Origin of the sequence: Cellvibrio sp. BR, assembly GCF_000263355.1 — a bacterium.
Lineage (GTDB): Bacteria > Pseudomonadota > Gammaproteobacteria > Pseudomonadales > Cellvibrionaceae > Cellvibrio.
On record NZ_JH668203.1, the window covers coordinates 35,900 to 55,361 of the forward strand.

18 protein-coding genes are annotated in these 19,462 nt (G+C 48.8%); 7 read left to right on the plus strand and 11 right to left on the minus strand.

The genetic code is table 11. The features are described 5' to 3' along the window. Positions 1-138 precede the first annotated feature (138 nt). The 5 genes from O59_RS13370 (at position 139) to O59_RS13390 (ending at position 4,944) form a co-directional block, all read left to right on the plus strand. Positions 139-1,230 carry a sensor histidine kinase gene (locus O59_RS13370; protein ID WP_040392903.1) on the plus strand — a complete coding sequence of 364 codons (1,092 nt, stop codon included), beginning with the start codon at positions 139-141 and terminating at the stop codon, positions 1,228-1,230. A 28-nt stretch (positions 1,231-1,258) separates the two neighbouring features. Beyond that, positions 1,259-1,855, plus strand: a complete 597-nt coding sequence (locus O59_RS13375; RefSeq protein ID WP_007643611.1) for a DNA-binding response regulator — start codon at positions 1,259-1,261, stop codon at positions 1,853-1,855. 191 nt (positions 1,856-2,046) lie between these two features. Further along, complete coding sequence (locus O59_RS13380; protein ID WP_040392683.1) at positions 2,047-2,349, plus strand: DUF485 domain-containing protein; 303 nt, start codon at positions 2,047-2,049, stop codon at positions 2,347-2,349. Then, a complete protein-coding gene (locus O59_RS13385) occupies positions 2,349-3,989 on the plus strand; it encodes a cation acetate symporter (RefSeq protein WP_007643618.1) in 1,641 nt (546 codons plus the stop codon). The genes O59_RS13380 and O59_RS13385 overlap by 1 nt, the downstream gene beginning before the upstream one ends. Positions 3,990-4,074: 85 nt before the next feature. Next, positions 4,075-4,944: a hypothetical protein gene (locus tag O59_RS13390; RefSeq protein WP_007643620.1), complete on the plus strand. Its 870-nt coding sequence runs from the start codon at positions 4,075-4,077 to the stop codon at positions 4,942-4,944. Positions 4,945-5,104: 160 nt separating this feature from the next. Here the strand turns inward: O59_RS13390 and O59_RS13395 are convergent, their stop codons facing one another. Together O59_RS13395 and O59_RS13400 are read right to left on the minus strand one after the other, a co-directional pair. Further along, the gene (locus O59_RS13395; protein ID WP_007643622.1) at positions 5,105-6,124 is read right to left on the minus strand and encodes a glycoside hydrolase family 16 protein; all 1,020 of its coding nucleotides are present in this window, start codon (positions 6,122-6,124) and stop codon (positions 5,105-5,107) included. 163 nt (positions 6,125-6,287) lie between these two features. Next, positions 6,288-6,992, minus strand: a complete 705-nt coding sequence (locus tag O59_RS13400) for an RluA family pseudouridine synthase (RefSeq protein WP_007643625.1) — start codon at positions 6,990-6,992, stop codon at positions 6,288-6,290. 238 nt (positions 6,993-7,230) lie between these two features. Here O59_RS13400 and O59_RS13405 point away from each other — a divergent pair, with 238 nt between their 5' ends. Together O59_RS13405 and O59_RS13410 are read left to right on the plus strand one after the other, a co-directional pair. Then, positions 7,231-8,895, plus strand: coding sequence for a nitrite/sulfite reductase (locus O59_RS13405; RefSeq protein WP_007643627.1), 1,665 nt, complete (start codon positions 7,231-7,233; stop codon positions 8,893-8,895). Beyond that, positions 8,879-9,382: a DUF934 domain-containing protein gene (locus tag O59_RS13410; RefSeq protein ID WP_007643635.1), complete on the plus strand. Its 504-nt coding sequence runs from the start codon at positions 8,879-8,881 to the stop codon at positions 9,380-9,382. The genes O59_RS13405 and O59_RS13410 overlap by 17 nt, the downstream gene beginning before the upstream one ends. A 76-nt stretch (positions 9,383-9,458) precedes the next feature. Here the strand turns inward: O59_RS13410 and O59_RS13415 are convergent, their stop codons facing one another. From O59_RS13415 to O59_RS13455, 9 genes are all read right to left on the minus strand, one after another. Further along, positions 9,459-10,598: a patatin-like phospholipase family protein gene (locus O59_RS13415; protein ID WP_007643639.1), complete on the minus strand. Its 1,140-nt coding sequence runs from the start codon at positions 10,596-10,598 to the stop codon at positions 9,459-9,461. Positions 10,599-10,772: 174 nt separating this feature from the next. Then, positions 10,773-11,240: an NfeD family protein gene (locus O59_RS13420; RefSeq protein WP_007643641.1), complete on the minus strand. Its 468-nt coding sequence runs from the start codon at positions 11,238-11,240 to the stop codon at positions 10,773-10,775. Positions 11,241-11,249: 9 nt separating this feature from the next. Further along, positions 11,250-12,239 carry an SPFH domain-containing protein gene (locus O59_RS13425; protein ID WP_007643643.1) on the minus strand — a complete coding sequence of 330 codons (990 nt, stop codon included), beginning with the start codon at positions 12,237-12,239 and terminating at the stop codon, positions 11,250-11,252. Positions 12,240-12,295: 56 nt separating this feature from the next. Next, positions 12,296-13,915, minus strand: coding sequence for an AMP-binding protein (locus tag O59_RS13430; RefSeq protein ID WP_007643644.1), 1,620 nt, complete (start codon positions 13,913-13,915; stop codon positions 12,296-12,298). Between the two features lie 109 nt (positions 13,916-14,024). After that, positions 14,025-14,588: a CoA pyrophosphatase gene (locus O59_RS13435; RefSeq protein ID WP_007643645.1), complete on the minus strand. Its 564-nt coding sequence runs from the start codon at positions 14,586-14,588 to the stop codon at positions 14,025-14,027. Beyond that, the gene (locus O59_RS13440) at positions 14,585-14,908 is read right to left on the minus strand and encodes a YqfO family protein (protein ID WP_040392689.1); all 324 of its coding nucleotides are present in this window, start codon (positions 14,906-14,908) and stop codon (positions 14,585-14,587) included. Before O59_RS13440 ends, O59_RS13435 begins: the two co-directional genes overlap by 4 nt. 28 nt (positions 14,909-14,936) lie before the next feature. Further along, positions 14,937-16,112, minus strand: coding sequence for a phosphoglycerate dehydrogenase (locus tag O59_RS13445; protein ID WP_007643647.1), 1,176 nt, complete (start codon positions 16,110-16,112; stop codon positions 14,937-14,939). 72 nt (positions 16,113-16,184) lie between these two features. After that, the gene (locus O59_RS13450; RefSeq protein WP_007643648.1) at positions 16,185-17,300 is read right to left on the minus strand and encodes a phosphoserine transaminase; all 1,116 of its coding nucleotides are present in this window, start codon (positions 17,298-17,300) and stop codon (positions 16,185-16,187) included. Between the two features lie 533 nt (positions 17,301-17,833). Next, entirely contained in the window at positions 17,834-19,390 is a 1,557-nt protein-coding gene (locus tag O59_RS13455; RefSeq protein ID WP_007643649.1) for a tryptophan halogenase family protein, read from the minus strand. Positions 19,391-19,462 lie beyond the last annotated feature (72 nt).

Sequence of the window (19,462 nt, forward strand, 5' to 3'; positions counted from 1 at the left end):
AACTGACAATTGTCATTGCGCACTAATGACTTTCACAGCTGGCACAAATTTGTCGCAACAAGCAAACTGATCGTTGACAATAAAGAGCAACTATCGCGCGTATTTTGGTTAATCACCCTATCGGACAATTGGCTCACCATGCACAAACCTAGTAACGATTGCGGCGGCTCCGTCTACTCAGCCAAGTCATGGGTCTGGCTTTTTTTTAGCCTGTATTATTTTGTCCCCCTCTACTACATGCCATTTGAGGGGCTGCAACTGCTCATTTTGATTGGTGTTTACTGCGTATTTGTCGGCTTATACCTCTGGGCAATCACCCTCAGTGCAGCGCAAGTATGGAAAGCTATTCTCGCGCTCAGCCTTTTATCCATAACCACCACCGCCTATACCCCTGGCGCCAGCACTTTTTTCTCTTATGTCGGTTTTTTGATTGGCTTTTCCTACCGCACCAAAATTTGGCTGAATTTGCTGGCGCTCCATGCGATGGTAATTGTGGCAATGCACTACACCTTCAATTATCCGGTGCCATTTTTTGCGCTACCGGCACTTTCAGGATTAATCACCATCAGCATTATTGGCTACGTGGAACGCGTGCGTCTTGAAGCACGTATTAGCCAACAGAAGAGCCATGAGGAAATAGAGCAATTGGCGGTGATTGCCGAGCGCGAACGTATTGCCCGCGACCTGCACGACATTCTCGGCCACACCCTCTCCAGCATTGCATTGAAAGCCGAATTGGCCGAGAAGCTACTGGCACAGGACAAGCAGGATCGAGCCAGGGAGCAAGTGTCTGAACTGCATCAAATTGCACGCAATACCCTGAGTTTGGTGCGCCAAACGGTGTCCGGCTATAAACATCGCGGGCTTTCCGGTGAAGTGATGGAGCTCTGCGAAAAATTGCGGCAAAACGGCTTTGTGGTTGAACTCATGGGGGAGATTCCGCAATTAAGCGCCCGCGCCGAAACCGCACTTATCCTTGCACTCACCGAATTGACGACCAATGTCTTACGCCACAGTAATGGCAATCACTGCCAAATTGAATTCCGCCACAGCTGCGACAAAATCGTGGTGAGCATGCGCGACAACGGCAGAGTGAGCGCACTAACGCCTGGCAATGGCCTACAGGGGATTCAAGAGCGCCTCAATGGATTGGCGGGCGACATGCAATCGTCCATCCATAAAGGCTGCGAGTTTGTTATTTCACTGCCGCGCCGCGAACTGCACCAGTAATTCGCATATCCAAGAGAATGTAATAACGATGAAAATTTTGTTAGCAGAAGATCAATCCATGGTGCGCGGCGCGTTGGCTGCCCTGCTCGGCATGGAAGATGGCTTTGAGATTACTCAGGCAGAAGATGGCGACCGCGCCTGGCTGCTGATGAAACAGCACAGCTACGATATTTTGCTTACCGATATTGAAATGCCCGGCCGCTCAGGTTTGGAGTTGGCACAATGGGTGTTGCAACAAAAGATCCCCACCAAAACCATCATCATCACCACCTTTGGTCGCGCCGGTTATATCCGTCGCGCCATCGATATGGGCGTAGCCGGTTTTCTTTTAAAAGATGCGCCCTCTGAACAATTAATTGAATCCATCTACAAAGTAATGGATGGCAAGCGCGTCATTGACGGCGAGCTTGCCATGATGGCATTGGGCGAGGCAGATCCGCTTAACGATAAAGAGCGTCGAGCGTTGCGCCTTGCTGCCGAAGGTAAGACTACCGCTGAAATTGCCACCGTACTCTGTTTATCGGAAGGCACTGTGCGCAATTATCTCTCCGAAGCGATTGCCAAATTACATGCCGCCAATCGTGTGGACGCCGCGCGTATCGCTCGCCAAAAAGGCTGGATTTAACCCACAACGGAATTAGATCAAGTTTAGTAATTTAATCCCTCCAACTGTTTCTGAATGGTCAGAATGACTGTTAGAATCCCGCTGCGCCTGCGGCCGCTCAGCCGCTGGGCACGTAAAAACTACAACAATATCAACACGATCAAATAGCATCACCGCTACTAATAACCAACAAAAACACGGAAACCCAGCTAATGCATACTGATACTATCCGGCAGCTGCCGGAGTACGCGGCCCTGACCCGCGCGCGCAAAAGAATTATGTGGCCTCTCTCACTGGCCACAATCCTCGCTTATTTCGCACTTATCCTGACTATTGCGTTTAACCCCGGTGCATTGGGTGAGCCCATTGGTGAGGGTGTTACCTCTATAGGTATGGTGCTCGGCCTGGGTGTCATTCTATTTTGCATGGTAGTCACCGGAATTTACGTGTATTACGCCAACCGCGTGCTGGAACCGCTTACTCGCGCCATCGTCAATAAAGCAGGAGCAAAATAATGAAAGTTCATGCTCCACTCGCCGTATTACTTTCCGCTATGGCCACCTGCGCCTGGGCACAAGCATCCAGCAGTTCCGCCATCAATGTCACCGCGGTGGCGATGTTTCTAGCCTTCGTATTAGTCACGCTAGGCATCACCTACTGGGCTGCCGGTCGCACCAAAACTGCCAGCGACTTTTACGCCGCAGGCGGTGGTATTAGCGGCTTCCAAAATGGCTTAGCAATTGCGGGCGATTACATGTCTGCCGCCTCCTTCCTGGGTATTGCCGGCTTGGTATACACCTCGGGTTTTGATGGCTTGATTTACGCCATCGGCTTTTTGGTGGGTTGGCCGATTGTATTGGTACTGATCGCCGAGCCACTGCGCAATTTGGGTAAATACACCTTTGCCGATGTTGCCTCGTTTCGCTTGCAACAAAAACCCATTCGCATCCTCGCCGCCAGTGGTTCGCTGGTAACAGTAATTTTTTATCTGATCGCACAGATGGTGGGCGCGGGTAAATTAATTGAACTGTTGTTTGGCCTACCCTACGAAGCCGCCGTGGTCATTGTCGGTGTGTTGATGACACTCTACGTCACCTTTGGCGGCATGATTGCAACTACGTGGGTACAGCTCATCAAAGCCGTTTTATTGCTCTCTGGTGCATCACTCATGGCGTTTTTAGTGATGATGCAATTTGGTTTCAGTTTTGAAAATTTATTTGCCGAAGCAGTGAAAGTTCACACCAAAGCCAACGCCATCATGGCACCGGGCACCTTAGTGAGCGATCCGATCTCTGCCATTTCGCTCGGTATCGCGCTCATGTTTGGTACCGCAGGTTTGCCACATATCTTGATGCGCTTTTTTACCGTGAAAGATGCCGTACAAGCGCGTCGCTCGGTATTTTATGCAACCGGATTTATCGGTTATTTCTACATCCTCACCTTTATTATTGGGTTTGGCGCCATCATTTTATTGCTGAAAAATCCGGCCTATTTCACCGATGGTGCGTTGATTGGCGGCGCCAATATGGCCGCGATTCATTTATCCCAAGCCTTGGGTGGTGACATTTTATTAGGTTTTATTTCAGCAGTCGCTTTCGCCACGATTCTCGCCGTGGTATCAGGTTTAACACTCGCAGGTTCCAGTGCCATCTCCCACGACCTTTACGCCACGCTGGTATTAAAAGGTAACCGCGATGAGAAAAAAGAAATTCGCGCATCGCGCATCGCTACGGTGTGCTTGGGAGTGATTGCGGTATTACTCGGCATAGTGTTTGAAAAACAAAACGTGGCGTTTATGGTTGGGCTCGCATTTTGTGTAGCGGCCAGCGCCAACTTCCCGATTTTGTTGCTGAGTATGTACTGGCGCAAACTCACAACTCGCGGTGCAGTAATGGGCGGTGGATTGGGCTTATTTACCGCAGTGATTTTAGTGGTGATTGGCCCAACAGTATGGGTAGATGCGTTTGGTTTTGAGCAGGCAATTTTTCCCTACAAATATCCCGCAATTTTCTCCGTGAGCGCTGCGTTTATTGGTATCTGGTTTTTCTCAATTACGGATAAATCAGCCTCGGCAGCAAAAGAACAAGCCGCGTTTGATGCACAGTTCGTTCGCTCACAAACCGGTATTGGCGCCTCGGAGGCAGCGAAGCACTAAGAAGCTTCAAAACCGATTTAAAAGCCCATGCAAATTAGTTATTTGCATGGGCTTTTATTTATAAGCCCAAAGGACAGGTAAGCCTATGCAAAGATTCACTGCAAAAATATATTGCACTTTATTGCTAACACTCTTGTTTTTATCTGCCCCAGTAATCGCAGATAAAGAGGAAGAATTTGACTACAGGCAATCTGTCGCTCTAATTCTGCAAACAAAAAATGGCGGGCACATACTGCAACGCCCTGATTATGACGAACCAAAAAATGCATTTCGCATTGCATTTGGTGCCATTGATAATTATTTGGGGGAAATGCACCGCGAACACTCGGGGCTTGAGCTTGACATCAGCTCTCTGGTGGCTGAATACAGTTTTATCTTAGTGAACCATGAAAATACTAAATTGTTTTATCTCGGCGATCACTGGCTCGGTGATGGGAGCAGTTTTGCAATAATGGATCATGAAGATTATGTAACAATTAAAGATGTTTTTGATTCAACAAACCGACACAGAAACGATGAAACCCCTAAAAAATTTTTGGATAATTATATAAAAAATATTCAGCAACTCTGGCAACAGGATACAGAAGAGTACTTTCGCGAATATCATTTTCCAGAACGGGGGAATACATCGCCTGTTGATTCAATTCCTAGCAACAAACCCATCATAAGAACCAATAAAAGTACTAATTTTTCTTCCAATCAAACATCTAACAATGAACCATTAAGACTCATATTGGAATCGAAACGTCAAAAAACAACTGAAAGCAAAACACCAATTGTCTCAAATCCATTAATGAAAGAAACATTATCTGACAATTCGTTTAATACTGAAAATACTGAGAAAGACTTGAACGCTGAGCAAACTGCAAGCATCAAGACCACACACTGGTTTTGGACTTTAGGGTTGATCGTATTATTGTTAATCGGATATTTGTGGTGGAAAGGCAGGACATAAACCTCACTAACAGTGGCAACCGACCGAACCCTATTCACTTGCATCAGTTTGATACCACACTTACACGTTCGAAGAGTCTAATTCCCCGGAGAATTAGACTCCATCAAAAAACCATTTTTCAACTTGCGCATCCTTGCGCTCAAGCCGTAATAACAGCCGATTAAAGCCCGCAGGGCGAAGGTAGTGGCGGATTTTGTTCTTTCACATCATCCACGTATTTCACTCCAGTAGTTTGTAAATGAGTAACTTGCCCTTCAAGTTCAGCAGGCGTCAGCGCAATACCTTCCTGGAAAAATACCCAATCGATATCTTGCTGATAATCGCGCAACTCCGGTGAATCAACCGGCCCGATGGAACCGTCAGCACCCTTGGGCATAAACCACAGATTAAAGTTAATCGACATAAAATCTTCGGGGTAGACCGCACTGCTGTGCTCCGAAAATAATTTGCCATCGACGTAGTAGGTCAGCTTGTTATCGGTGATGGTCAACATCAAGGTGCGCCAACCTGCATAGCTGCCCTCTACGCGGGTATTTTCATTAACCTTAGTCCAAGGCTCTAACTGAAAAGTATCCCAACTGGTTGTCCACATCGCCGGTTTTGCATTTGCGCCCCAACCGCCATTAGGCAGGTATTCAAAATCTGCCTCGCTGTAATCCTTATCCATAGGCGCCTTAAGCGGGCTGATGGTGTAAAAGGTTTGGATCACTTCATCACCGTCCGGACCATAGGTTGGTTCATCGCGGAAGAATACCCGTGCGGCATAGGTACCCTCGCGGTATTTGCGGGCATGACAAAACTGGGTGTGACGGGTGTTCTCGCCCTGCCCGGCCGTTACCGAACTCATACGCACAGCGCCAGCGTGAGTTGCAGGGATATCTTGATGGAAACTGATGCCCTCCGCTGACCAACTCGCCCCTTTAATACCCGGATGGCCAGCTTCAGTTCTCACCCGCCAGCCGTTGCGATTAAAGTCCTCTAGCGAGCTGTAATTAAAATCATCAAAGAAAACAGCGGGAGCCGAAACCTCGCTCGGCGGTGCAGAGACACTGTGCTGTACCGCATTGACTGCACTGGTTGCTACTGTTGGTGATGTTGTTGTTTCATTTTTTGCACCGCATGCAACAAGCAAAGATGTTGCCGCAATGGTGCCAATAAAAACTAACTCTTTGTGTTTCATTGTTGTTATCCGTGGTGGTTGATTGAAAGCTCACTCTCGTTAATTGGGACAACGTTGTCAATAATTGATAGGTGCAGAAATCGCTAGATTAACCCCCGTTAACAAAAGTTGATGCAAAGTGAAATTGTCTTTAACACTCTATGGGTGCTAGCACACCTGAAACTTAAAAAGGTGGCGCGACGTCGATGAATACCGGTTCAGTGGTATGCGGATGCAAAAAAGCCAGATCCGTTGCATGCAATAACAAACGATTGGCGGCGCTCGCCCACTCGCCCCCATAAAACTCACAGCCCAGAATCGGGTGGCCTATGGTCTGCAAATGCAAGCGCAACTGATGGGAACGACCGGTGATAGGGTGCAGCAAAACCCTTGTGGTACACGCCTGTTCATCGCGCGCCAACACCTGGTATTCAGTGACAGAGGGCTTACCGGTCTGCTGACAAATTTTATACTTTGGCCCTGCGTCCGCGGCGATGGGCAAATCGATAATACCTTCATCCTGCACCATCAACCCAGCCACTACAGCGGTGTAGTGTTTACTGACACTGCGCGCCTGAAACTGTTTGCTGATATTGGACAGCGCCGCCTTGTTGAGCGGAATCACCATCACCCCCGAGGTATCAAAATCCAGCCGATGCACAATAGTTGCGCTCGGGTACTTCACTTGCAGGCGACTAATCACAGAATCGCGATTCTGTGGGTGGCGACCCGGTACACTGAGCAGGCGAGTGGGTTTGTTAATCAGCAGAAAATCCCTATCCACCTGCACTATCTGCAGGTTTTCGGTACAGGCGGGCAGGATAAACAAATCGTCGATAGGCGCAGACATAGGCGTAAGATAGAGGCTGTGGGCAAGGGCTGCCATCATAACCAGATGGAACAAGCTTAGCGATAAACAGTCGTTCACTTCCCTGCCCTCGCCTGCTAAGGTGCCGGCGCTTATTTAGCGCAAAAATTAACCAGAAGGATCTCACACCGAGGTCGCCGAAATGCCGCTTTTCCTGTATCCTGCGCGCCTCTATTTTTCGCCCTAATGCCATTTTTTATGGCCTTTATCCTGATGCCATTTGTGATGGCTTTTATCCTGGTAATAGGTATCTAGCTCCATGTATATCTACGATGAGTACGACAACAGCATTCTGCGCCAGCGTATCGCCCAGTTTCGCGACCAGACCGAACGCTTCCTCGCCGGTGACTTGAAACCCGAACAGTTCCTGCCCCTGCGCTTGCAGAACGGCCTGTATGTACAGCGCTTGGCGCCTATGCTGCGTATCAACGTGCCCTACGGCATGGTGAACTCCACGCAACTGCGTAAGTTGGCCCATATCGCCCGTCATTACGATAAAGGCTACTGCCACGTCAGTACCCGTCAGAATATCCAATACAACTGGCCAGACCTGACCGAAGTGCCGGACATTCTCGCCGAACTGGCTGAGGTGGGCATGCACGGCACCCAATCCAGTGGTAACTGCATCCGCAATACCACCTCTGACCAGTTCGCCGGTGTTGCCCCCGACGAAATGATTGACCCGCGCCCCTACTGTGAAATTATTCGCCAGTGGTCCAGCTTCCACCCTGAATTTGCGTTTTTACCGCGCAAATTCAAAATCGCTGTCACCGGTTCAACGCAAGATCGCGCCGCCGTACAAGTGCACGATATCGGCCTGCAATTGGTGCATAACGCACAAGGCGACGTGGGCTTTAAAGTTTACGTGGGCGGCGGTTTGGGCCGCACCCCGGTTATAGGCGTGGCGATTCGCGACTTCCTGCCCGAAGAAGATTTGCTGTCGTACCTGGAAGCTATTTTGCGGGTGTACAACCTTTTTGGTCGTCGCGACAACAAATACAAAGCGCGGATCAAAATTTTAGTGCGCGCCTTAACCCCTGAAGTCTTTGCCCAAAAAGTGGAAGACGAATGGCAGCATTTGAAAGACGGATATAACAAGCTGACGCAAGAAGAGATCGCCCGCGCCAAAGGTTTCTTCACCGCTCCGGCTTACGAAACCATTGATAACGCAGCGGCGCAAGCAAAGCTTGATGCACAAGCTGCCGAGAGCATTGCTTTTGGTAAGTGGTTGCAGCGCAATGTGCGCGAACACAAAATTGCCGGTTACGCCTCAGTGACACTCTCGCTCAAGCCAACCGGTGTTGCACCAGGCGATATCACCGACAGCCAACTGGAAGTGATTGCCGATCTCGCCGATAAATACAGTTTTGGCGAAGCGCGCACTACGCATGAACAAAATATTGTGTTGGCCGACGTGAAAAAAGCCGATCTGTTTGCACTCTGGCAGGAATGTAAAACCGCTGGTTTTGCCACGCCTAACATCGGCACCATTACCGACATTATTTGCTGCCCCGGCGGCGATTTCTGCTCACTCGCCAACGCCAAATCTATTCCGATTGCTGAAGCTATCCAGCGTCAGTTTGAAGACCTGGATTACGTTTATGATCTGGGTGACATCGACCTGAACATTTCCGGTTGTATGAATGCCTGTGGTCACCACCATGTGGGTCACATTGGTATTCTGGGCGTGGATAAATCCGGCAAAGAATTTTATCAAGTGCAACTCGGTGGCAGCGCCAGTAACGATGCTTCGCTCGGCGATGTACTTGGCCCCTCTTTCGGCGCCGATGACATGCCCGCCGTGATTCAAAAAATCGTCGATGTGTATGTTGCCAATCGCACCGATGAAGAATTGTTTATCGACACCTATCGCCGTATAGGCGCAGCTCCCTTCAAGGAGAAAGTTTATGCAAAAGCTCATTAAAGACGGCCAGATTGTAGAAAATACCTGGAGGCTCATCGCCAAAACTGAAGGTGATGCGGCAGCAGTAGAAGTCCCCGCCGGTCAGGTAATTATTCCGGTAGCAGTATGGAATGCGCAAAAAGACACATTGCAAAACCGCACTGATATTGGTGTGTGGCTGGACAGCGATGAAGGTGCAGAACTGATTGGTGCAGACGCCAATCGCTTTGCCGTGATTGCTGTTAACTTCCCGCTGTTTATGGATGGCCGCGCATTTTCTACTGCGCGTCTGCTGCGCGAGCGCTATGGTTTTACCGGTGAGTTGCGCGCCGTAGGTAACTTTATGCGCGACCAACTCTGCTACTTGCGCCGCTGCGGTGTTAATGCGTTTGCCTTTGCCGATGCAGAAGCCAATTTGGAAGAAGCAGTAAAATCCCTCAGCGATTTACAGGAATATTATCAAGCCGCGGTTGATCAACCCCTGCCGCTATTCCGCCGCCGCGCTTAATTGTTTCAAGCCAACCAATAAAAAACGCCGCAACGATCCACTCATTGCGGCGTTTTTTATTGGTCAAATTTTATAATTACGCTGTCGTAAAAAACCGTAGAATATCCTCCGACTGCAACAAAGTATCTTTACGTCCAAGCTCCATGAGCTCATTAATAAATTCATTAGAAAAAAGCAGATAACTCGCAGCCGTCGCGCCCCCACCTTTTGCGGTAGAACCTGTCGCACGCATAAAAAAGCGCAAGCTTTTAGGTAGATAACGCACGTTGCGCCCCGCTATACCATCGATGGGGTAACTGGGTGAGATCACCATATTATTGACGGGTCGCAATTGGATTCCTTGCTGATTACGAACATCCTCGGGAATCAACTTCAACAGCTCATTCATGCGTTGCATATGCTCCAAATCCCCCTCGAGGGCATCCACGAATGCACTGTTAAACAAATGACCAACGATCTGCCCCATGGAGGGCGAGTGACGATGGGGCACGCGACGATTTGCCTTGGCAGCCGTGCGGTTGCCACTCACCCCGATAACAAACAATGACTCTGCACCCAGATGTAACGCCGGACTAATCGGTGCCAGCTGGCGCAGAGCGCCATCACCAAAATATTCGCGATTAATTCGCACGGCGGGAAATACCGTTGGAATTGCCGAAGAAGCCAACAAGTGCTCCAAGCGCAGCTCAGTAGCAACGCCACTGCGTCTATGCCGGTTCCAACTTTGCAGGTCGGGATGTCCCTGAAAAAAACTCACCGTATGACCAGAGGTATACCCCATGGCCGATACACTCACCGCATGAAGCTTGCCTTTATCAATCGCGTGGCTAATATTTTCAAAATGGATGACTGACCCCAACAAATTCCACAGAGGGGAATTATCCAATAATGACAGCGGACGACGATGGCCCATACCTTCATTAAACAAAGACAAACCTAATAAACTCAGACCTTTAAAAAGATCCCACCAGCCGTGCAAATACACCTGACCTATATCCAGGTTTTGCCAGACATAAGCCAAAGCGTTTACCGCTGATTTAAAATTACCCTTATGCGCCGCCAGTGCCAGTGCGTTAATTGCTCCGGCAGATGTACCACAAATTATAGGAAAGGGGTTTTCAATATAATCAGGCAGAATTTCAACCAGCGCCTGCAATACACCCACTTGATATGCCGCGCGAGCGCCACCACCAGAAAGAACCAAAGCTGTTTTCATAAATTGTTCTAATGAAGTAATAGTGCTTATAGATGCGAATCACTATTCACAAAGCAACAATTAAAATTTAGTTATCGTTTTTAGACTAGCAGCTATTAATAGCAGTGACACGGATTATTGTTTTTAGAATGAATAACAGCATCCGGTAACGGATGCTGTCGATAAAAATAAATATTACTCAGCTTGCACTAACAATAGAGAACCGTCGACCGCCAACACCCGTACGTGCATTCCAACCGGCACTGGCTCAACGGCTTCTTTTAACCGCACTTGCCATTCCGTACCCGAATAACTAACCGCACCTTGATCGCGAGTCACGAGCTGCGTCACGGGTAGAACCCTACCAATCATATCGCTACTGGTATCTGGCACTACGGCAGCATTTTGAAAACGCTTAAACGGTTTCCACAATATCAGCGCACTTATCGCAGTCAGTAAACCGAGTGACAATATCGCCATTTCCCAACCATTAATTACGCCAAGGGAAATCATCACACCAGTCAATAGCGACCCCAAGGCGACAAATAATAATGGGCCACTCATGCCCAATACGCCTAACTCTAATATCAGGCACAGACCGGTGAGCGTGTAAAAAAGATGCGCAGGATTTTGTACAAAATAATCAACGATATTTGTCACCATTAATCCCTCTTAGGCATTGCGTGGGTGATGCGACAAATTAATTGCCGATGACACTGCCATAGCCTGCGCTACCGTACTCACAATGTTATCGCTGGTTTTACCATCTGAAAGCACAACTGTGCCCTCATGCGCGATCGCTTTGTGCGCAGCAATAGCACCTTGTGCCAAGTTCAGTGCAATTGCTTTTTGGCCTTCATCAGTCGCTGCTGACTTACCGATAGTTGTCAGCGCTTCTGCTTCGGCAATCGCCACCAAACGAATAGCTTCAGCCTTACCTGTAGCCTCCAAAATTTGTGCTTCTTTGCTTGCCTCTGCGGCTAATACTTGCTCTGCCTTGGCCGCTTCCGCATCCAACACACGCGCTTGTTTTTGCCCCTCGGCGGTGGTAATTGCCGCAATTTTTTCACCCTCGGCGGTTAAAATTGCCGAGCGTTTCTGCCGCTCTGCGGTCATTTGTTTTTCCATGTCTTCTTTAATCGACGGTGGAATAGCAATTTCCAGTAATTCAAAACGCAACACAATCAAACCCCAAGGCTGGGTAGCCAGCAACATGGCCTCTTGAATTTTGGCATTAATTGCCGAGCGATTTTGAAAACAATCGTCCAGCTCCATTGAGCCGATCGCATTACGCATAGAAGTCATGGCCAATTGGGTACAGGCCAGTTTGTAGTCAGTGATATTGTTAGTTGCTGCCGCTGCGTCGATTACTTTAATAAACAACACTCCATCAATCATGATCGCAATATTGTCCTTGGTAATTGCTGACTGCTGCGGAATAACCAAGGTCTGCTCTTTCAAATTGCGGTCTGCCTCAACCGACTCGACAAAGGGAACAATAAAATTCAAACCGGAACTTAATGTTTTTGTATATTTCCCAAAACGATAAATCACATAACCCCTATTTTGCGGCACAAAATGAATACCTTTTTTAAGGGTATAAAGCAGTACCAATGCAATCCAAAATGCCGGACTTGTTACGATTGAAAAAAGCGAATCCATATTGTTTTCCTATTTGGTTAAGTTATTCCTGCACAAGTTAACACTGGAGCCAGGTTTTATTTTTTAATATCCTGATCACGCAATTCACGACGCAAAATTTTACCCACGTTAGTTTTTGGCAACTCTTTGCGAAACTCGATTTGATGCGGCACTTTATAAGCAGTGAGTGTTTGCTTGGCAAATTTTCGCAACTCTTCTACGGTCAAATTTTCATTGGCGCTCACAATAAAGGCCTTAACTATTTCACTTCCCTCGCCATCAGGCACACCCACAACTGCAGCCTCAATAACATCGGGATGACTACTCAGCACATCCTCCACTTCGTTAGGGAACACTTTAAAACCACTGACATTAATCATGTCTTTTTTGCGGTCGACAATCTTGATAAAACCATCAGGTTGGATAATGGCAATATCTCCGGTTTTAAACCAACCCTCATCATCCATTACTTCTGCGGTAGCATCGGGGCGCTGCCAGTAACCTTTCATCACCTGCGGACCGCGTACACAAAGCTCGCCCGCTTCGCCGCTGGGTAAATTCTTATTGTGTTCATCAATGACTTTGCATTCGGTATCGGGCAAGGGCAAACCTACAGTCCCCATTTGCACATTATCAATGGGGTTATTGGACACTACCGGCGAAGTTTCGGTTAATCCATAACCTTCACTAATAGGCGCCTTGGTTAATTCCAACCAGTGTTTTGTAGTTTCTGCAGTAAGCGCCATTCCACCCGAGCAGGTGAGACGCAAATGACTAAAATCCAAATTGCAGAAATCGGGGTTGCGCATTAATGCATTAAACAAGGTGTTTAAACCGACAAAAAAAGTAAAGGGAACACCCTGTAAGGTTTTAACAAAACCAGGAATATCGCGTGGATTGGGAATTAATAAACTGTGATTACCAAGCGCCACCGCCGAGGTGCAATGAATGGTAAAAGAGTAAATGTGATAAAGCGGTAGCGGCGCGACATAGAGCTCCTGCGCAGGGCGAAACACATCCTTCATGCGCTCATTAAGTTGCATCATATTGGCAACCAGGTTGCGGTGCGTCAGCATCGCCCCTTTGGCAACACCTGTAGTACCACCGGTGTATTGTAAAACTGCTACATCTTCTGGCACTTGGGTTACCGGCTGCCAAGGTAGTGATGCCGCAGCCAATGCTTGGTTAAAGCCTATCTGATTTGGAAAAGAAAATGGCGGCACCATTTTTTTGACGTATTTCACTACTGCGTTAATTAGCGTACGCTTGAAAAACGGATGCAAATCGGCAAGTTCGGTTACTATTACCTGCTCCACGCTCGTTTCTTGAATAATGGAGGCTGCATTTTTGGCGATATTCGCTAACACCACCAATGCCTTTGCACCGGAATCGTTAAGTTGGTGTTTTATTTCATGAGCCGTGTAAAGCGGGTTGGTATTGACTATCACCAACCCTGCGCGCAACGCACCGAATATAACAACGGGATACTGCAGAACATTCGGCAATTGAACCGCAATTCTATCGCCTGGCTTCAGCGATGTTTTCTGCTGTAAATAAGCTGCAAACTGCCCGGCAAGATGATCGAGTTCCGAATAGGTAAGCGATTGCCCCATACAGCTAAACGCTTTTTTGTCAGCAAACTTTTTACAGGAATCCGAGAAAACCTCTGCAAGCGTTCTGTTGTATTGCAACGACATCTGACATTCTCCATATTTGTTATTGTGCAAAATTGAAACAGCAAGAAAACCGGCAAGGTATTCCTGATTAATATCCTGATTGTAGCCAATTACACCACGCTACGCGTTGTTAGCGAAGTGCACGGTCGATCAATAATAACAACTGAGCAGTAATGGCAGCGGTAAAGCCCCATATCTCATAACCTTGGTAATGATATACAGGCACACGCAAGGTACGGCCATGCCGCACAAAACAGTCCTCACGCACCTGCAATCCGGATCTGAAATCCGCAATCGGCACCATAAAAATACCGTCCAATTCATCCGGCGAAGGCTGTAATGGGGTGGCCGCATCAAAATGAGCAACAAACGGGGTTACTGCAGTACCGGCACGCGTATGCGATTGAGGCAGAGAGCCTAACAACTGAATATGACGAGCAGGTAAACCAATTTCTTCACGAACCTCCCGCTGGGCGGTAACCAAAAGATTGTCATCGCCCGGCTCCCACATACCACCGGGAAAACAGACCTCACCGGGGTGCTGACGTAAATGTGCAGCACGCTTGGTAAATAAAATGGAGGGATTGTCGCCGCGGCTAATCAGCACCAGCACCGCTGCTTGAGGCGTATTGACTGGATCCAGAGGAGTATTTGTCAGTTGTTGCGCAAGCCCGTCAAATAGCCAGGAAGTCACTGAAAATCCTCGGGGTTAACTAAGAGGGACAGATCAAATGCGGGCTCTTGGTAAGGGTGAGCGGCGCGCAACGCTGTAATAGTGGCTTGAATATACTCATCAGCACAAACCATTTCAACACGATATTCCGGCAGGCATTCAATCTCACCGATTTTACCAATATAGGGTTTAGCGTCAGCGAGGGGCCGAAACTGGCCTTGCCCCAACACCTGCCAACAACATTGATCATAATTGCCAAGCTTGCCGGCACCCGCGGCAAACACCGCGGTTTTGACTTGTTCAAGATGAGACACGGGAACAAAGAAGACCAATTTATACATCGACTTTGCCCCCAGTAGCTCAGGTTTGTTAAATCACCCGCACCGCAATCACGTGTTCCACTTTGGCCAGCGCATCAATCACTGCCGCTGAAGGTGCCGCTTCAACATCGATAATGTTGTAGGCCACATCGCCGCGGCTTTTGTTGACCATGTCTACCACGTTGACTTTGTGGTCAGCCAATACCGACAGCACATGCCCCAAAACCCCAGAGACATTCTGGTTGGAGAAGGTGATACGCGCACCAATGCCGGGGTTGCGGTCCATAGACACAGCGGGAAAATTCACCGAGTTTTTGATATTGCCATTTTCAAGATAATCGACCAGCTGATCGGCCGCCATGATGGCGCAGTTCTCTTCCGCCTCTTCGGTGCTGGCACCTATGTGCGGCATGGCATAGACATCCTTGCGATTGAGCAGGATCGGCTCGGGGAAATCGCAAATGTATTTACCCAAATGACCGGCATCCAGGCTCTCCACTACCGCATGGGCATCCACAATCGCCTCGCGCGCAAAGTTGAGAAGGGTTGCACCCTTTTTGGTGACTTTCAGGGTGTCAGCATTAATCAGGTGTTTGGTCTGCGGAATGGCCGGCACATGCAGGGTGATATAGTCCGAGCGCGCCAACAGCGATTGCAGGTTTTCCATACGGCCCACCTGACTGGGCAAACGCCATGCGGCTTCTACCGACAGCGCCGGGTCAAAACCGACCACATTCATACCCAGTGCCAGGGCGGCGTCGGCAATCAGTGATCCGATTGCGCCCAAACCGACAATACCCAGGGTTTTACCGGCCAGCTCAAAACCAGCAAAGTTGGATTTTTCTTTTTCCAACAATTTGGACATCTCATCGGCATCGGTCATGTGGGTCAAGGTGCTCACGTACTCCATGCCCGGCAGAATACCGCGCGAACCGAGCAGCATACCGGCCAGCACCAATTCTTTTACCGCGTTGGCGTTGGCGCCGGGTGAGTTAAACACCACTACGCCTTTTTTGGTGTACTCCTCCACCGGCACATTGTTAGTGCCTGCACCGGCGCGGGCCACGGCTTTTACCGACTCAGGCAGCGGCTCACCCTGCAGTTTATGGCTGCGCAATATATAGGCGTCAGGGTGGCCTATGTCGCTGGCGACTTCGTAGTTTTCGCGCGGAAAACGATTCAAGCCTTTGACTGAAATGGCATTGTAGGTTTTGATTTTGAACATGGTTGTTATTCCTCAAATCGGCTAACAAAAAGGCCGTGTAAAAACACGGCCTTAAGAACATTAATTGGCAAATCAGGCCGCGGTCGCTTGCTCGTAAGCCCAGCTCAACCAGGGCAGCAAGGCCTCCAGGTCAACCGCGCTCACAGTCGCGCCACACCAGATACGCAGGCCGGGTGGTGCATCACGGTAAGCGCCAATGTCGTAAGCAACACCTTCTTTATCGAGCAACTTGATCATGGCTTTTACCTGATCGGGGGTGGCCTTCAGGGTGAAGCACACGCTGGTATTGGACAGGGTTTCAGGGGTTTGCGCCAGGAAATCAATCCAATCATTAGCCGCTACAAATTTTTTCAATACGTCGAGATTGGCGTTGGAGCGGGCGATAGTTTCTTTCACACCACCAATCGCACGCACCCAATCCAGCGCGTCTAAATAGTCGGCCACTGCCAACATTGACGGGGTATTGATGGTATCGCCCTTGAAGATGCCCTCGACCAGTTTGCCGCCGCTGGTCATACGGAACAGTTTGGGCATAGGCCAGCTGGGTTTGTAAGTTTCCAAACGCTCAACCGCGCGCGGGCTTAGGATCAACATACCGTGGGCGCCCTCACCGCCGAGCACTTTTTGCCAGCTGTAGGTGATCACGTCGAGTTTGTCCCAGGGCATATCCATCGCAAATACCGCCGAGGTAGCATCACAAATGGTCAAGCCTTTACGGTCGGCTGGAATCCAGTCGCCATTGGGCACTTTTACTCCTGAAGTGGTGCCGTTCCAAGTGAAGATTACATCGTTGTCAAAGTTCACTTTGGATAAATCCGGCAGCAGGCCGTAATCCGCCTCATGAGCGTTAACCGTCAATTTCAACTCTTTGGTGGCATCGCTCAGCCAGCCTTTACCAAAGGATTCCCACTGCAGAATATCCACAACGCGCGCGCCGAGCAGCGACCACATGGCCATTTCTACCGCACCGGTATCTGAACCTGGCACCACACCAACACGGTAGCCTTCCGGCAGACCCAACAATTCAGCGGTGTCTTCACAGGCGCGCTGTAACGCAGCCTTACCAATGGTTGAACGGTGTGAGCGGCCCAGAGTGGAGATATCCAACTGCTCCAAACTGTAACCCGGGCGCTTGCTGCAGGGGCCAGATGAAAAATTGGGGTTATGGGGTTTTACTGCTGGCTTCATGGTAATCCTCTAGCTGACAGGAACAGCGCGCCTTGCGATAAGTACCCAGTTGCGATAGGTATCGCCAAAACGCACCAAAGAGGGCTCGCCCTTGAGCAACGATAATCGGGCAAACCCGTAAAATTCGGGGCGTCGATTATGCCAGCTCGCTTGCAAATAACCTAGCCAGAGAGGTGGCGATGAAAGGTCAAAATGAAACTTCAGGCAAAAAAAAGCCCTCTGAAACTCAGAGGGCGCAGGGAGACGTCGATGCATCAACCAGACATCGACGGTGAGAGAACCTAAATGCTCGAAACCAACAGCGCAGCTCCTTCGCCAACCAAGCATTTCAATTAACTGGCTCTACTTTATGAGCAAATGACAGCGCTGTCAACAATAATTTAACTGCATCACGTGAATCAACCCACAAGTTCAGCATTGTTCACAGAAAGTAGCTTTGAGGAATAAGGATGAAGCAAGCAAATCAGTAGCCATAGACTACTGATTTGCCAATACTTGATTCAGAGGGAACAAACCAGAGAAAAATAAAACAACTAAATCAATGGCATTCCATGCTTCATGACATGGTCTATCAGTGCGCGGTTAGAGGGCAAGCCAGACAAATACTTGCGGGTCTTCTCCACCGTCTCACGAATACGCGCTGTCGCCATAGGTAAATTATCAGAAGTACGCGGTAACCTGGATGCATCCATGCTAAAGCCCATACCATAGAGCACGTATTGATAACTGGCGGACGGAAAAATCTCCTCTACCTGAATAAAATCGCTGCGATGTGGTGGGCGATGTTTCCACAGCAATAATAATTCGCGTAGATGCTCAGGCAGCGCCTCTGGCGCTGACATATCGCGCCAATAATCGGAGTCGTTCCGCTCAGTCAGCGCATAATGCAATTTTAAAAAATCAATAATGCGATCCCAGCGGTAACTAAATACTTCATTGAAACGTTTCGCCGCAATTTTCATTGCAACTTTATCTGCGGGAAACTCTTCGCAAATCATATTCATCGATAACTCGACCAAAGCTAACGCTGACGCTTCCAGTGGCTCTATGAATCCGGCAGACATACCAACAGCAACACAATTCCTATGCCAAAACTCTTGCCTATGCCCCGCCCTGATCGATAGTTTTTTACTGCTTAAAGAATTCGCTACGGATTGCCCAACACTTTTGGCGATATGAGCGCGCAACTCGATTTCTGCTTTTTCTTCAGAGAGATAACTGCTGGAAAATACATAACCCACACCACGACGCGAAGACAAGCCTATATCCCAAGTCCAGCCAGCAGACTGAGCCGTGGCAACAGTACAAGATTCAATTGGGCTGGACTGCTCGGGATAAGGCACTTGCATGGCAAGCGCAGTGTCGTTTAATGACAAGTGCTTTTTATCTACAAAAGGCACACCAAAGTGCTGCCCCAGCAATAGACAACTTAGACCGGAACAATCGACAAAAAGATCACCGTAAATTACACCTGATGCCTTGGTATCAACCCCGGTAATATCGCCGCTATCGTCGGCAGCAACTTGAGTCACATGATCCAGAACATGAATGACCCCCAGTGCTGTTGTGCAATGCCGCTGCAATAATGCAGCAAATTTCCCGGCATCGAGGTGATACCCGTAATTAAGCACGCCGGCGTATTCCGGTGTTGTTATTTGTTTTGGAGCGCAGCCCTGCTCCGCCACGACAAATTGCGATGAAACAACTTCAGCAAAGGGGCGATCCGCAAATTGCGCTTGCCACGCAGCAGCTAAATTACATTCAGCATAACCATGCGGAATACTGAACGGATGATGGTAAATATCGTCAGCCGCCCCGGTTTTCCAACCGACAAATTTTGACCCTTGTTTAAAAGACGCAAAACACTCACGAATCAAATCTGTTTCGGAAATACCAATCTTGCGCAGGGTCGCCCGCATGGATGGCCAAGTACCTTCACCAACCCCAATCGTATTCACATCAGGCGACTCAATCAGGGTAATACTGACCCCCGCCTCATTGTGCCTGAACTCTGCCGCTAACAACCCCGCCGCCAGCCAACCAGCAGTACCGCCACCAACAATGATTATTTTTTTTATGGATTCGCTCATAGTGATTTTCTTTTAGTAATGATCTATTAAACACGGCTATCGGTTCCTATCCTAGTTACCGCACGATTCAGC